Annotated in this window: 10 protein-coding genes; 4 read left to right on the plus strand and 6 right to left on the minus strand. The window is 58.8% G+C overall.

Translation table 11 applies throughout. From position 1 onward, the window contains the following. The first annotated feature begins 205 nt into the window (after nucleotides 1-205). The 4 genes from ISP14_RS02940 to ISP14_RS02955 are packed head-to-tail and all read left to right on the plus strand — an operon-like array spanning nucleotide 206 to nucleotide 7,267. Nucleotides 206-1,639, plus strand: a complete 1,434-nt coding sequence (locus tag ISP14_RS02940) for a Wadjet anti-phage system protein JetA family protein (protein WP_404536165.1) — start codon at nucleotides 206-208, stop codon at nucleotides 1,637-1,639. Between the two features lie 5 nt (nucleotides 1,640-1,644). Further along, complete coding sequence (locus tag ISP14_RS02945; RefSeq protein WP_404536167.1) at nucleotides 1,645-2,322, plus strand: DUF4194 domain-containing protein; 678 nt, start codon at nucleotides 1,645-1,647, stop codon at nucleotides 2,320-2,322. Further along, nucleotides 2,319-6,041 (plus strand): SbcC/MukB-like Walker B domain-containing protein, encoded by a 3,723-nt coding sequence (locus tag ISP14_RS02950; RefSeq protein ID WP_404536168.1) that lies wholly within the window; start codon nucleotides 2,319-2,321, stop codon nucleotides 6,039-6,041. Before ISP14_RS02945 ends, ISP14_RS02950 begins: the two co-directional genes overlap by 4 nt. Further along, nucleotides 6,041-7,267 carry a hypothetical protein gene (locus ISP14_RS02955; protein WP_404536169.1) on the plus strand — a complete coding sequence of 409 codons (1,227 nt, stop codon included), beginning with the start codon at nucleotides 6,041-6,043 and terminating at the stop codon, nucleotides 7,265-7,267. Before ISP14_RS02950 ends, ISP14_RS02955 begins: the two co-directional genes overlap by 1 nt. A 478-nt stretch (nucleotides 7,268-7,745) precedes the next feature. On the opposite strand, the gene ISP14_RS02960 is transcribed toward ISP14_RS02955, so the two are convergent. The 6 genes from ISP14_RS02960 to ISP14_RS02985 all read right to left on the minus strand — a co-directional run bounded on the left by ISP14_RS02960 (nucleotide 7,746) and on the right by ISP14_RS02985 (nucleotide 15,713). Then, a complete protein-coding gene (locus ISP14_RS02960) occupies nucleotides 7,746-8,483 on the minus strand; it encodes a MobA/MobL family protein (protein ID WP_404536170.1) in 738 nt (245 codons plus the stop codon). Between the two features lie 849 nt (nucleotides 8,484-9,332). Continuing rightward, nucleotides 9,333-10,763: a YfjI family protein gene (locus ISP14_RS02965; protein WP_404536171.1), complete on the minus strand. Its 1,431-nt coding sequence runs from the start codon at nucleotides 10,761-10,763 to the stop codon at nucleotides 9,333-9,335. Nucleotides 10,764-10,767: 4 nt separating this feature from the next. Then, nucleotides 10,768-11,088: a hypothetical protein gene (locus tag ISP14_RS02970; protein WP_404536173.1), complete on the minus strand. Its 321-nt coding sequence runs from the start codon at nucleotides 11,086-11,088 to the stop codon at nucleotides 10,768-10,770. Between the two features lie 14 nt (nucleotides 11,089-11,102). Then, entirely contained in the window at nucleotides 11,103-11,435 is a 333-nt protein-coding gene (locus ISP14_RS02975) for a helix-turn-helix transcriptional regulator (RefSeq protein WP_404536174.1), read from the minus strand. Between the two features lie 128 nt (nucleotides 11,436-11,563). After that, complete coding sequence (locus ISP14_RS02980; protein WP_404536175.1) at nucleotides 11,564-13,147, minus strand: hypothetical protein; 1,584 nt, start codon at nucleotides 13,145-13,147, stop codon at nucleotides 11,564-11,566. A gap of 22 nt (nucleotides 13,148-13,169) precedes the next feature. Beyond that, nucleotides 13,170-15,713, minus strand: coding sequence for a S8 family peptidase (locus ISP14_RS02985; RefSeq protein WP_404536176.1), 2,544 nt, complete (start codon nucleotides 15,711-15,713; stop codon nucleotides 13,170-13,172). Nucleotides 15,714-15,726 lie beyond the last annotated feature (13 nt).

A 15,726-nucleotide genomic window follows, 5' to 3' on the forward strand; every position in this document is an offset into this window, starting at 1 on the left:
TCAAAGAATCGAGTCATCCACCGCGATACCTTTCTTAAGTCCTTGATTGGAGAAAGGATGCGCTGTGGTGCAACGATCGGCATAGCGACTAGCCATTAGGTAAGCTCACTATAAGAAGGGAGCGGGCGGATGACCGGTCTGGCGTAGCCTGCGTGCTTCCGCACGGCGGGATTCGGTCCGCGGATTACTAGGGAGGGTATGTGCGATGTTGTTTTTTACACCACCTCGCGAACATTTCTTTCGTCCGCTTACGCACGACGATCGTGAGTTGTGCGCCGCTGTATTACGAACCTTGTACGAAAGGGTGCATGGTGCCAATGCGGACTACGCGGAGGTGCTGACACGCGACCTAGTGCTGGAGGTGATCCAGCACACCCTGGCCAACCCAGCGCTGCGATCGATGGCCTTCGAGGTCGGGCAGGCGGTTCGCCCAGAAGCGGAGCGCGCTTACGCCGCCGAACTACTTCGCAAGCTAAAGGACTATGGCTGGTTGGAGGACTATCGGGACCCTATCGACTTGCGGCCGACGCTCAAGCTCAGTCGCGCGGGCAAAGCGTTTAGCGAGACCTTTGCCAACATGGACGATTCGCGAGCCAAGACACGGCAGCGCAACATGCGCTCCGCGCGCAAGGCGCTGGTCGCCTTCATCGCCACCCGAGACGCGGACGAATTGCTGGACGCGCATGAGTTCGCCAGTCGCGTGGTGCAGGATCTGCAAGATGACATCGAGTATTTCCGTCATCTGATTCAGAGCCTGACGCGTGAGGCCTTGGCACAAAAGGTGGCGTGGGACGAATTCAATGACTTCATTGAGAAGCGCTTCGCCCGGGAATACGCCGTGCGACTGGTTGCCGATTCCGCCGAGCGCCACCGGGGCCAGATCTACGAGTCTCTGGAGAACGTGCGCGCATTAGATGGCGAGCAGCGCCTTCAAATCGATGCGCATCTACTACAGCGCGCGTCTTGGCTCGAGCCGATGGTGCAGGGGCGCAGTCCGATGCTCTGGCTGGCCGACCGCATTGAAAGCATGGTGGAAGCCGCCTGTAGTTTGAAACTGCCGATGCTTCGCTCGGAGATGAACAACTATGTGCGTCGCTTTACCAGCCTGCTTCGGCAAGCCCTTTCACTGGACTATGGCGCCGAGTCACCTCTGGGCCAAACCATGGCATGGCTGAAGGAAAACGTGGATCCCGCCCATGGACTGCTATTGGACGTCCTGGCTCGGCGCTTGGCCACGAGTGAAATCCGCCTGTCAGGCGGTGTCCTTCGCTGGACGGTACGCGATCGCGAGGTGGTCGGACCCGAACAGGCGCCCTTGGTTGTCGATGAAACCAGTCGCCTGAACGCACTGCTTCGCCAAGCAGAAGCGGAGGCATTCGCCTTCAGCGACCAGCAGGTGCTGCAGGGCCTGCTTCCCTATCTATCGAATGGTCCGATCACGCTGGCAGCTCTGCCCATCGATACCGCTGAAGACGCGGTACGCGTTTTACACGCCGTGGGAGCGGCGCGATCGACTGAAGGGCGGCGAATCATGCGAGCCAGCAAGACGCTGGGGCAGGTGAGTACACCATTCTTCCGCGCGGATGACTACGAGTTGCGTACTGAATGGGCAGACGCAGAATCCCATAAGAGGTCCTGAGCACCATGCTGCAATCCCTAGCGCAGTACATCGAGCAGCGATTGAGTGACGAGGGTGCTGGGATGGTGAAGCCCGCACGTTTTGCCGAGCTGGCGAGCCGACTTCTGGCCAGCGGCGTCGTGTGGCGTGAGCATTCGCGTCCGGAGGCCGGCCTATACGACGATGCTATCCAGTGCGAGCAATTGCTGCGTGAATGGTTTGCCAGTATCGGTTTCGTTCTGGTGCACGACAGTGATGCTCGTCTATTGCGGCTCTACCCACCGGGCGACGCCGGTGGCGAGGATGAAGAGGACGGTGTGCGGCGACTTCGCGCGCGACTGTCTCGGGATTTTGTGGCTGCCGTTATCGCCCTGCGCTTTCTCTATACCGAGGCGCTGACCGGGCGGCGACCACTGGTAGACGAGCGGCTGGCGATCAGCCTGGAAGAGTTGTCACAGGCGGTGGTTTCGCTGTTGGCGCACAAGCTACCCAATACCACTAGCGATCGCGCGGCGCTGCTGCGCGAATTGCGCAAGCATCGCGTGCTTCATTTCATCGAGGGTGACGACATGGGCGATATGCAGATGGGCTTGGCGGTCTTGCGTCCGGTGATGAGTTTCGTCAGCGACGAGGCTCTCGAGGAGGCGTTGCAGTTGGCGGGGCGCATGCGCGTGGCGGCGCCTTCTAGCGGGGTGATGGAATGAAGATCGCAAAGCTGCTTACCTGGCACTGGGGCTCGCTGGAGAACCGCGAGTGGGTATTTGCCGATACCGTCCTTCTGACGGGAGAGTCCGGGTCGGGTAAATCCACGCTACTCGATGCTATCCAGACCGTGTTGACTGCGGCACATCAGCACGTGGTGCACTTCAATATCGGCCAGGACGAATCCACGCAAAGTCGACGTGGCGGCAAAGAGCCACGCACATTGGCTGCCTACGCGCTGGGCCAGCAGGCCGACGGCGTATTCCTTCGTCCCCGATCAACCAGCTACGCGGCGATCGTCTTCGAAGCGTCCGAGCATGCGGGGGAGTTGGTCGAACCCTTTACAGCGCTGGTCGGTGTGGAGGCTTTCGAGGATGGACGGCGTGCGGTCCTGCAAGGGACGCCTCAGTTCTTCATTGTGCGTCGCGCGCTGTCATTGGAACATCTGAATCTTCGCGCAGGAGAGTCGCTAACGGCCACGCCTATTCCGCTGAAGGAACTGTATGTGCAGCTCCAGCATCGGTTGCAGGTGGGTAGCGATAAGTCAGGCACGCTGATACAGCGCTTTCCAGACAAGGGCGGGTATCTGCAGCACCTGTATGGGGCGCTCATGGGAAAGACCGCGGTGGGTGAGAACGACGCCACCCGCGCGGCCAAGTCGATTGTCAAGGCCATGGCCTACAAGGAGCTCGGTAACGTCAACGATCTGGTCCGCGACGAGATTCTCGAGCCTCACGATTTCACCAAGGATCTGGACAAGATGCGCGAGCTGATGCGCTCGATCGCCAGTCTAAAACTGGAGGCGGAGCGCCTAGCGCAGAACTTAGAGCGATTGGATGTGGCCGCGGCGAGTGCCGATCAGGTCATGGACGAGGGGCGCCGGTTCGTTACCACAACCATTGCACACGCTCTGCGCGCGCGCAGCGAGGCAAGGGATGAGCTGGCTTCCGTGGAGCGCCAGATTGCCGTGCAGGATAAGAAGCGGGCGCGGCTAGTTGAAAAGTTGAACTCGCTTGGGGCACAGGAAAATGAGCTGCGAGATCAGCTTCACCTTGTCGATAGGCGCCTGGACGATAGCGATGTGGCCCGGGAGAAGCAGGCGCTGGAGACTCAAATGCGGCAGCAGGCGGACCAATTTCGCCTGCATTGGCGGCGGGTGCAGGACGCGGCTCGTGGTATCGGCGGAATGGCTAACCAACTCGAGCAACTGCTGGCGATCGATCTCTCGGCCGTACCCGCGCTGGCGGCGGCAGTGAACGCGTTACGTCCCGTTGCGCAGCAAGTCCTCAACCCCTGGCCAATGATGGGGCATGCATATTCACGTGAAGCCCAGCTGGATGTGGAACTACCGGCCGTTGAGGTCGAGGCGTTTGACGCGCAACTGGAGGCCTTGCGTCATGGTATCCATGATGGTGAAACCTCAGTACAAGGTGCGGTGTTGCGCGCGTTGACCGACGTGGGTGTGCGACTTAATCAGGTCAAAGACGATACGGTGCAGTACGACGCTGAACTGCGTGGCCTGCAGGCTGGCCGTGCACCGGGTCCGAGTGACTCGCGTGATGCGGTGGCGCTGATTGAGCGGGAGCTTCCTTCGGCCCGCCCCCACCTTTTGGCCCAGCTCGTAGAACCCCATCCGGGAACGACCTGGCAGCAGGCTATTGAGGGCTACATGGGGGGCGATCGCTTCGCCATCATCGTCGAAGCAGGCATGGAAGCGCGCTGCGCCCGATTAGTGAAGCGCCATTATCCCGTGCGCTCACCCAAAGTCGTGCAGGGACGCAAGGCAATGGATGACACTGAAGGGCGGCGGCTGGAAGAGCGCGCCGTCTTGCACGAGTTGGTGTGCAAACACCCGGTGGCCAACGCCTTCCTGTTGGCGCAATACGGTCGCGTTCGCAAAGTAGATAGCGAAGACGAGTTGGCCCGCACCCCGCAGGGGTTGATGGAGCAGGGGCTGGGAAGCCGGGGATACGGCATGTTCGCGTGTCGCGAGCCCGATGCGAAGCTCGCCTTCGGTGAAGCCGCGCGGCAACGCAGGCGCCAGTGGTGTGAGGACGAGCTGAAGCGGCTAGCGATGGAAGCACGTGAGTTGGAGGCGCTAAACAAGTCGCTCGGGGCAATCACTCGCATGTTCAACGGGTCCGTATTCACGCCGTTGACCCCGCTACTACTGGCCGTCTTGGAGAGCCAGGTTCACTACGTTAGTGCCGAGCAGGCGCTCAAGGCGCTCGACCTATCCGCGATCGATGCGCTGCTGGTGGAAAAGGACAAATTGAACGGACGCATCGCTGAAGTGAAGGCACGACGCGATGCCGAGTTGATACAGATCGGCGGCACCGACGGGGAGCTAACGGATCTGCATCGCCGTGAGAAGGCATTGGGGGAGCGCATACCCAATCTCGATGTTGACTGCACGAACGCGGCGGTGTGGGCCTCACGCTTCGCGAATGCCGTTTCCGCCTTTGTCACTGAGCGGCAGCTGTTGGAGGAGGCCCAGACGCTGGCAGACGACATGGGCACCAGTCTGGATGCGTTGCGTCAGCGTGTCCAAAGCCTTCGTGAGGGCGTGCCGCGCACCTTGAGGGAGCTTGCTCAGGCGGTGGGCATATATCTGTCCGGTGCGCGCGATGATAGCGAACGCTTCGCCTGGACGGATCCGCCGCGAAGCGTCGATCGACTGGAAGAGCTTCTGCCAACTGTTCTGCATACCCGTATGGCCATTGCCGAGCAGGCGAAGCGACAACGAGCGATCGGTCTTGCCGACAACGCGCGTTCCTTGCGTGAAGCCGAAGCACAGTTCAATCATGTCTTCACTAGTAGCTTCTGCTTCAGGGTACGCGATGACGTCAAAGAAGGTGCGAGGACCCTGCAGCGTCTCAACCATCACCTTGGCGACATTCGGTTCGGAAGCGATAGCTTCAAGCTTGACTGGGACTGGGTGCCGCGCATGCAGCAGGTGCAGGAGTTTTTCGAGGCCGTCGAGAGCGCGGTCGAAGGTCTAGAACACGATCACGGGTCGATCTTTTCCTCTCCCCGACTCACCGATGCCCAGCGCGCAACCGCGGAGGAGATTCGCCGTCTGCTGCTTGCCAACGACCAAGGTGCGAGTGAGCGCGCATTGCGTGAGTTAGCCGATTACCGCAACTACCGGCGCTATGACATCGTTCGTACCAGTCCGGTGGGCACAACGAGGCTATCGACCTGGGGCACGGGTTCCGGTGGCGAGCTGGAAACACCCTTCTACGTGGTGCGCTCGGCGGTTCTGGCGCATGCGCTTGGGCACTTCGGTCGCGACCGGCGCGAGGCGCCAGCCCTTCGCTTGATGCTCAACGATGAGGCTTTTTCCAAGATGGACGAGACGCGGTCGCGGAACGTGCTGCAATTTCTTTCCCAGACGCTGGGCTTGCAGCTCGTCGTGGCGATGCCAACCTCAAAGTCGGGGGCGGTGAAGCCCGAATTCGACAAGGAGTTCACCTTCTCCAAGGTGATGGCGCGGCGCGCGAACGGCGGAGGCTTCCAGGAGCTGTTCATCAGCGAAGCACAGGAAAAGGTCCTCAATAGACCGGCCCTAGCCAGGCTGTGGGAAGCACACGCAGCGCAGGCGCGAGATGCCGCACGCGCCAAATGGCAAAAGGCAGGGCCGGGAACTCCTTCCGACGGGTCCTCGACGGGGTCCGGAGGCTCGGTGGGTGGCGCGCCGCTTGGCTCCTCCGAGGCCTGATGATGGACGACGCACCGACACCTTCATTCCCTGCCGCGCTTTCGCGTGATCCCTTTCTGTTGGGACTGGCCCGGCGACTGCTGACCAAGGCGGAGCGCAGTACTGCGTCGGCTCCGATTCGCCTGGCGCTGGACCGCAAAGCCGCCTCCGAGCTGTACGACGCCGTCGATGATGAGAAGGTTCAGTTGTTGCGGATGCAACTTCATGATCTGTGTGCGACAGGGTGGGTGGTGTTGCATCTGGATCCTCCGCGCACGTTTGCCAGCTTCACAGACCGTAAACCTCGGCTTGAGCTATGCAATTTTGATGCTCTGGCCACATGGGCTGATTACGTACCGTTGGCCCAACGCTGGCAGTGGCAATGGCGACTGCATCTGGCTGCGCAGTGGGCGAACCATCCTGAGGCTGCCCCGGCCGATTCGATCGCCACGCTCGACTATTTGGCCCGCAATCCGCTGGCGCAGATGGAAGGGTTGTCGTTGGAGGAGGCCACCGACAGTCTTTCTACGTTAATCGGGCTGTGTCGCGCGGGCCGTGTGCTCGCTTTGCGCGAAGCTTCTGCACAGGCATTCCAGGGACGTTCCAAGTTGCTGGATCATCGAGAGGAACTCCTGCGTTTGCTCGGTGCAGCGCCAGGCCAGTTCACGGAGCCGCCCATCCAACTGCTTTTGGCGCCACCGGTTCCGGCTAGTGTCGGTGGGAGCGCCTTCAAAGACGTGCTGTTCGTCGAGAACCTGACCACATTCGAGCACATGGCCGATGTGCGTGCTCCGGCGTGGATGGATAGCCTGCTGATCTACGCAGCGGGTTTTCGCGGTAGCGCACGGCGGTTGAGAACGCGTCCCGGTTGCCGCCTGTATCTCCGCGCATTTGCGCCAGCCACTTCACTACTCGCCATCGAAGACTGGTTGTTCGATGAGCAACCGGAAAGCGGCGACACTGGGCAGCAGGCTCCCGTGCATTTCTTTGGCGATCTGGACTACGCCGGCATGCAGATTCTCGCTAGCCTGCGCGAGGTTTTCCCTCAGGCTGGTGCCTGGCGTCCCGGTTACGACTATTTGGCAAGTGGGCTTGCAGCGGGCGGTGGACATCGACCGGAGCAGGCCGCCAAGACGCAACAAGTCGACCCTGAGCGCACAGGTTGCGACTATGCGGATAGAGAACTTCTCCCACTATTGCGAGAGCGCGGGCGCTTTATGGATCAGGAGGCCTTCGTCCCAGGCTGAATGGTTGAGCAGCGGGCCAGATCAGAGCCTGGCTGCTGCCATTGAGGCACGTTTCCAAAAGAGGCTTCGTGGGTGCCCGCTTGCTCTAGTAGACATTGCCCGAAGCGCCTTACGCGCCAGCACAGAGTCGAGCGCGTTCAAAAAGCCATGTAATTGCACATGGATTTCCGCCATTGCCAGCGGCGGGCCAGGAGTCTCGACGTGGTTGTACTGAGCTTTGACTGAGGCGTGACATAGCGCGGATCTGGTCAGATGTCAGAACAAGGAGAGGGAGGGCTGGGCTCGCCGCATGCCCCAGGAGCTCTATATACGGCTTCATAAGGAAACGTGGACGCTCGGTCGTCTTACCGACGCTATTCCCGCTACGAATAGCACGAATAGCACCGGTTTGCGGGGCGGCGCTGGGAAAGGACGAGACAATCCGACGCGGAGCGGGATGCGTTGCTTGACCTACCCGGGCATCTCGAACGGCAAAATATCACTTGAATGTTGATCCTTCGTCTTTGCGCCGCTGCCTCTGGCGAGCATCGAGGTACTGTTGTTTGTCATGCGAAGACATGCGGCGAACCCTGGCGGGACCCAGGTAGGACTCTGGCTGTCGAGATTCTCCGCGTTGGCGCAGCGTTCGATGGTCAACGCGATCATGATGGCCGTGGCGTTCCAACGCTTCATTGATGTGCTCAGCCACGAGTTTGCGCTGTTCAATGACCCAGTCCCGATGCTCCGCTCGGTTCTTTCCGCCACTGTCCTTCCGGCATCCTCCCTTTTCGGGGTGGCTCGCGTTGTATCGACGAAAGGTGAGCTCAGCCGATCGTTCGATGTCATCCGGCATCCTATCCGACATCATCAGGTGTCCATGAGGGTGAAACTCGCCAGCTAACGCCGAAACAGGTGCATGTACGGCAAGTAGGAATGGTTTTCCAGCGGTTAGCGCGTGAGAGATGTCGATCGCGAGTCGCTTGTTCTGCTCGATCGTCAAGTCCTTAGGAAGATTGAAGGTCATGGATCGAAACGCTGGCGCATTCTTACGTTCGTACTTCTCCGAGGCCCTGAAGAAGGCCTTGGGGTCATTTCCCGCCCACGTAGGAAGGTTTCCGAACGCCGTAGTGACAAGGTCTTCGTGTTCGCCGTGGGCACCGGTTCGTGTGACGTAGTTGATGTGCTCCAAGGAAGATCCGCGCTTTCCGCTCTTGATCTCGAAGTGATATGGAATCATGCAATGCTTTCCCTTCTTTCGGGCATGGAAAAAGCCCGCAAGCATTCACCAGCGGGCGGTCTATGTGGCGATAGTTGTGCGATCAGATCCGGCTCAGGATGAGAAACGGAAAGTGCACGTCGTGCATCCACCGCTTATGCTGTTATCGAATGCATCTTCATGATTGTGCTTTTGGCAGCTACCAAGACGTTGTTGTCATCGGTCGAGCAGTCTGTGCAACGGCATGTCAGTACATACAGTTACCGTTGAAGATGTAGAAAATTACGTTGCCGAATTGAATTGGTTGGTTCAGTGAAGATCCGCGGACGGTCTTGTCACCTAGTGCGGTCTATCCGCGGCGTGCAAGGTCGATACGTACAGGCCTCGTTGTGGCACGTACGAATTCGCGAGAGATCTTCACCGTAGCCCTTGGTGTGGCGATCAACGCCATTGCGCGGAGTTGCTGGGCAACCGGACTCGCTAAGCACATCGTGCTGCACAACGGAGCCGGGCATCGGTAACGTGATGCGAAGTGCTGGAGGACTCTCTAGCTGCGGACGTCTCTCCGCCTTTTAGGTGATTGCCTCATGAATTCGATCGGCTTTTCGCCTTTCAAGCTGCGTGATGCCGAAGGCAGGCTCCGCTGTAGCGTTGTACGAGTGACGGCCTGGTGCTTAGTGCCTTGACGTTTGATGAGGTACCGATGGGAGGTTGTCAGCGAAGGAACGACGCGGCGCGGGTGCGTCTGGCGTGATGGGTAGGCAGTCCGGGGTGCATGTGGTGAATCGATGACCTGCTGAATCAGGTTGCGACGTCGACGCAAAAAAAGAGGCCCCCGTAAGGGGGCCGTTGGCATGAGGGCGATCTGGGTTAGATCGGGTTTTCGTAGAAGAACTGCGGATTGAATACAATGATCTGCGTATTGTTCTGGCTGCGCTGAATCTCGATGGCCCGCATCATGATCAATTCGTCAAGAGCACGGTAGTAGCGTTCGCCACGTACACCGCAGCGCTGGCGAACATAGTTCTTTGATACCGAATTCATGTTGCGGCGGTAATAGCGGCTATAGAGGTAGCCGTACACGGCCTCTGCATCGATGCTCTCCTCGGAACGTTGCATCTCCGTGGAGAAAATGGCCTTGTACTCGTTCAGATGCCAGCAGGCGATCGCCTCCGCGCGGAGCAGCGTGTCTACCGAGATCTTGCCAGGCACGTCATCGAAGACATGCATCGTGGTGGCGATACGGCCGACGATGTCCATGTATTTTGACGCGAAGTCGCCGATGTCGCTCAGAAAGCTGCCCGGTTTGAGATCGGCTTCGACCTTGTATGCAATCTGAAACCACTCGATCTTCGCCTGCTCATCGAACTCCAGGAGCGCGTGCTGCATCGGCGCGACCTCACCGGCATCCAGTTGGAGAAGCGCGGTAATGCGGTGGTGAAACGGTACAAGATCGATCAGGCCTGTATTGATGGCGTTGGTGTGCCGGTAACCCTGGATGGACGGAGAGCGGGCGAACAGGTAGCGCGCGAAGTGGCCGGAACCGTGGGTGATGGCACCATGGCGCTGGAGGAACTTATTGAATACCGTGGGCTGCACCATGATGCTGATGCATGCGCGGGGATTACGGACGATGATCGTGTCGTGCTTGGCGCGATCGTACGTCAGGATGGCGGCACCGTCCCAAATCTTATTCAGTACGCCAAGATGGCGCATGATGTCACCTTCGAGAAGGATCTGTCCCTCGTCGACCATGAAGGCTGCCGTCGCCCCATCGCCCTCCAGGGCTTCGTAGATGGCACGCTTGGTGATGTCCTGCCGAATGAGGCGACGCAGGCGCGGCTCGTTCGGTTCCAGTGCAGCATGTGCCTCGGCTTCAGCTTCAGCGTCGGTGGTGTCCTTGCCCTCGCGAGTCAGCTTCTTGATACGGTTCTTCAGGCCGGCATGGATCGACGACCAGGTGGTGTGAGCGGACTTGAACGCCTTGATGCTCTCGGCATGCTTGAGGATGTTTTGAGTCTCCTCCTCGTAAATGGGGCTGCATGCCAAGTTGTCCGCCGTCGTCTTGCGATCACCGGAAACGGCGAAGATCATGGAGTACAGTGTCGACGGATGGAATTTGCCGGTAGCCGGGTGTTTCCAGCTCGCTTTACCGCAGATGGCAACGTTGGCCGCATTGAGGATGGAGGTGCCTGCGATGATATCGGTGCAGGCGACGATATCGGCGAGCTCCAACGCCGCTTTGGAAAGGTTGGGCGTCAAGCTGGCGATCGGGTAAGCGTTGGGGTTGTTCTGGAACATGGGGTTACTCCCGTCCGTGGGTGGTCAAGGTGAGAGACTCGACGGCAGCGTGGCTGCGGCCGTGATCCTCCTGGCGGTGACGGCGCTCGGCATTCAGCAAGTTCGTGAAGGTGCGGGCGCAAACGCAGGTCTTAGCGATCTCGTTGAAGAGCTCCCGGGCTTCCGTCAGCGTTTTGCCATTGGCGAGACACTGCTCGATTTCATGAAACAACTCATGAAAGATCTTGCGCGTCTGTGCGCGCTTGCTGGGCTTGCTCTTCTCCGCAAGGCGAGCAAATTTGGCTTGGAGGGAGAGCCTGTTCTTGGCGGGGATGCGATGGGTCACGAGGGCATCTCCAGTTAGTGAACGCGAGACGAGGCGTGACGTTCGAGCCAGATTTCCAGCTCGTCGACGTACCACACGGTCGGACTGTTGGCGGAGCGCCCCAACTTAAAGCTCTTGGGAAAGGTCGGATCCCACGAAGGCGACTTGACGTTCTGGCGTGCATAGAAGTCGGAGCGCTTCAGGCCAAGGATCTGCTGCGCTTCCTTGGCACGAACGGCACGGCGACGGCCATCGGTGGTGGCTGCACCGTTCGGATAGAGCGCGGCAAGAATGCGGTGAAGGGCCTGGATCACCCACTGCACGTGGGGTTGGTCGGCGGGCGCGACCGGAATGGTGTCGGTAAGCATGGCTTGCTCCTAATAAGGTTGACCGCCAGGGAAATCCCCTGGCGGTCAACATGATTAGGTGCGGGGATGGGACCCAGGTCCGGACTTTTCTGGACGACGTCGGACGGCCCCAAGGGGTGGAGCGCTGCTTAACGAAGCGCGGCTAGGTTCGGTCGGACGTCCGACAGATGAGCTTCAAGTGTCTGAAACGCGGCTTCAATGATCTCGATGTCATTGAAAGTCATACAAAACATGGCCTTCTCGAAAATCGTGGCGCGAAGCGCAAACCTCTGTGCCGCCAAGTCCGGGGCACCGTCGAGGGCCGCCAGAACCCATTCTCGACGGTGGTGCCAGAGCTGCACATATCCCTCGGGGAGCACTTTGTCCGGATGGAGATCGGTAATGTCCAGGGGCTGTTCAAGCGGCGTAATGATCGATCGCGTTTGCTTGGTGCTCCGAAATATCGAAGGGCGATAGATTGTCCTGTGCCGTAGAGCTTGAGCGACAGTACAGAGGCTGCTGGTGATGTCGCGAAAGCTCACCCGGACTTCGTCCCGTGGCACGGGTACGTCGCTACCAAAAAACTTGACGCGGAAAAGTAGTTCACCCGCGAGCGCTATGGACCGCTCGTATTCACTTTCGCTTGGCACCCATCCCAATGAGCGGTGAATCAGGTCAACAAAGACCTCTTTGCATGTGCTCGTGATGTGGTCGAACGCCTCGAGCCAAAAATTGTCACGGCAGACGTCCCTGGGGGTTCTCCGGCCGTCCGTTATCTGATTCAGCGCGAGAACCATGTGGTCCCGGATAGGGGTGATCGGGGATGGTGGGGCGGCGAGCTGGTAAATTTCGCAGAGCGATCCAGCGAAGTGCATGAATTCGAGCTTCTGTAGGTGCACATACAGATCCTGATCGAGCCGCGTGCGTTGCGGATCCTTGAATTGAGAGAGATCGATGCTATCGACCTGATCAATGAACTGTCTGAAGTTGCGAGCGATATCGTTGGGATTTTCCGCGTGGAAAGCTAAGGCGTCGAGTCGACCTCTCGCCTCGTTCACTCTTTCAATGAGGGTGTAAAAGAGGCTATCGATACGGACTAACGTGTCGCGTTCGATATCGATGCCTAAGTAGCATCGCAAGTCATTTAGGAGAAAGCTGTTGGTTTCGCCGTCGGCCGTCGGGTAAGCGACTCTCGTCTCAAACGAAAACTTGTCTCTTGGTGTCTTGATGAAGGTGAGAAACCGCTCTGCGCGTCCATCCTTGGCATACCTCGGGTGGGTCATCAGCTTATCGATCAAGTAGACGACACGAATGGCGTTCTGCTTGTCGCGGTAGTCGCCGATCCGCCTTCCTGTAATCTTCTTGATCGCGGCGGTGATGCTTTGAAATTCTTTCTTTCGAGTTGCGACATCGTCGAGCTGATTCTTTTCCTTTCTAACCTTCTTGGCCAGGTACGTGAGGGACAGCTTGTCTTGCGATATGGCTTTGAGGCTCCCCAGGTCAAAAGCGCTAGTAAAGAGTTTGGAACGCTTTTCCTCGTCTAGGCCAAACCTAAGCATCGTGCTCAGCAAGGTCAGCGGTCCCGTAGGATGCTTAAAGACCTGCTGATTTCTGATACGCGCAAGGCGATGATCATTGCCGAAGATGAAGTCTTTAGTATACGGCTCTAGCTTGTGAAGGGTTCGTACGGTTTCGAGTTCGAGGCTAAGAATTGGATCAATTAGTTCGTTCATTGCGAGGTGAGGGCGCTTCAGATCAGCCGAGATCGATCTCGATCTCCTTGGCGTGAACAAGGCTGGCAACTTCGGTGTGAAGGTCGATCGCCAAGCCTTGGGCGGAAATGGAAATGACGAGCGAGTAGCGTGCCTTATCTATCATGCGTCGTTGACCGATGTGTGACTTCCACCAGCCTCCTACGGGGTAGACCGCAATCGCGTCGTGACCTGATAAATCGATGGCATGGCCGCGCCAAAGGTCGCAATGAAGTGATCCTGCCTGTATGGCCTTGGACCCGAGCAACCAGAAATCAGCTTCGCTTTCGTTCGTGGATTCATCACGCTCTTGGGCCGCATTGACGCGGGCCCGAAAGGAGGTGGCCGTTTCGCTGCGTTTCTTCATCGCGAATCGCAGGCCAAAAGAACGATAGGTGTCTGGGCGTGTTGCCGCCTTCCCAGTCAAGTTTGGCTCGACGAAGTAAGAGAGCGTCACCTTCATGGTGACGACCTGGTTCTCAAGTTGTTCTAAGGCACTCCTTGGCCACGGCAAGTCGTAGAAGTGCATCTCGTTGAACACGGCAGCGCGACCGTCTGCACCGATGGCGAACGGTTGAATCTCAGCTTGAGCGATCATGCTCATGTCATTGCGAGCCGACAAAATGGCTCGCTCGATATCGGGCACGCCGTATCCGACTTCACGTAAGACTTTCTGCTTCTGGCTCTTCGTTCCAGTTTTCCAATGGGCTCCCGTACCTATCAACTGTTTTCGAATAGGCATCGGCCATGTGGCTGCGTCAACGGTCAATGCCCGAAGTGTTTCTGGCCATAGATCGGGATGAGCTGCGTGTAGTTGGCCGATGAAGTTGCCCGCTACACCTGCGGCCGCGCTTGTAGCCCAGAACGGAACGAGAGGCTCGTTAGCAACATCTGAGCCTGGTGCAAGGAGCGATACGGCAGGGTTCCAGCCACAGAATCCGGAGTTGTCTGAGACCATATTGCCGGCCTCGAATAGGACTTCCGGTTTAATCGGAGTCAAGTCGTCAGGCAATGATTGAGAGCCGCGACTGAAGGGGCTTCGGTGGTTTGCCAGCACGACGGGCTTGTATGCAGGTGGCGGAGTGGGAATCTGCTCCTTGCGTGTGAAGCCGCCAATGGTTAAAGCATTCCAGCTTTGTGATGGATCTTCGATTGGCTGTGACGGCGTGACGTCGTCTAACATTCCGCCAGCGACATTTCCCGTCGAAACCAAGACGAGTCTCTTCGGTGATTGGCTAGCCGGAACGTCGTCGGCCGCATCGCCAGGCATGGACCCGGCTGCAATCTGATCTAGCGCGCCACTCCAGCTTGAGGGCCGGGCAGGGGAGAAGTCTGTTGTTGACGTTGCCAGACAGAAGGATCGTTTGGCACCCGGTTGTTCCGTCTCTACGAGTGCAACGGCACCCTGAGTCACTATCCCGTAGCTCGGCGGCATCGTGGGCGGGAACCCATGAGGGGGAAGCAACTTCATGGATTCCACCCCGTGGCTGAGGACAACGGGGCCCGTGCTGTTCATGTGGGGCTCGAGATCACCATAGAGTGTCAACCCGGCAATGGCAGTCCCGTGGCCCCCATCGGGCGCATGATCGTCGGTTCCCCACGCCGCGTCGTAGGCCCATGCTCCTCTGAGGCCCGGCAGTACGAGGGGATGACCTCCAGCGACGCCGGTGTCCAGTGCGCAAACAACAGGTGCATCGAGAGGCGGCGATACGACGCGCTGAGCGAGCTCTGCAACCCAGTCACTCGGCTCTGCGCCATCTACCGAATTATCAAGGAAGGGCTCAATGCTACCCGTTGAGCGACGGATCTCCGTCACAGCGCCAGGCAGCCGCTCTGCAAATGCGGCTATTCGCTGCGCAGAGGCATGAATGAAGAGGACGGTAGTCTCGGGAAAGGTGAGTCGGTCGGGGTGAGCATCCAGCTCGGCTTCCCGGGCGAGTGTTGCAATGTGCGTAGCGCGTTCGGAGCCACCCGGAAGCCAGAGCTCCCACCACGCAATTGCAGCATCGTCGAGATCGACGTCGCCGATAAATAGAGAGGCGACTGGTGCAGCAGCGATCGTTTCAATAATCTCAAATCGCTCTATGTCGGCCCTACGATTTTCTCCGGGATCTTCGCCGTAGGCAGCGATGCGATGCCGGAGAAATTCGCGCGCATCGTCGGGGACAAACAGGACCGCGCTTTCCGTACGGTCGTCCCGACGGGCGGTGCGAAGCACGGAGATCTGCTGGGTCGTAAAGTCCAGGTTCGCAGGGATTTTTGTCGCCTTTGAGCGTGAACCTTGAGCTGGCGGTAGTGTTGCAAGCTCGACAATCGTGCCGGGTTTCAGTCCGTCAATGCGTAGACGAAGATCGTTCGCATGTGGTGGGACTGCTCCAAGCGCTCTGGTGAGCTGATCAAGCAAGGCGTCGGCGTGTGCTGCATAGTCGTTGCGGAGCGGTCTCCGCTGCTGTGCGCGCAGGGGGGAAGCATATTGAGCTCCCTCTCGAAAAGAGTTGATGGAGATGTGCCGGCGATCTCGCGCCCCATAATCCTCGGGTTCCGTCATGCCAGCCTAGTTC

Source organism: Dyella agri (assembly GCF_044904705.1).
Classification (GTDB): Bacteria; Pseudomonadota; Gammaproteobacteria; order Xanthomonadales; family Rhodanobacteraceae; genus Rhodanobacter_A; species Rhodanobacter_A agri.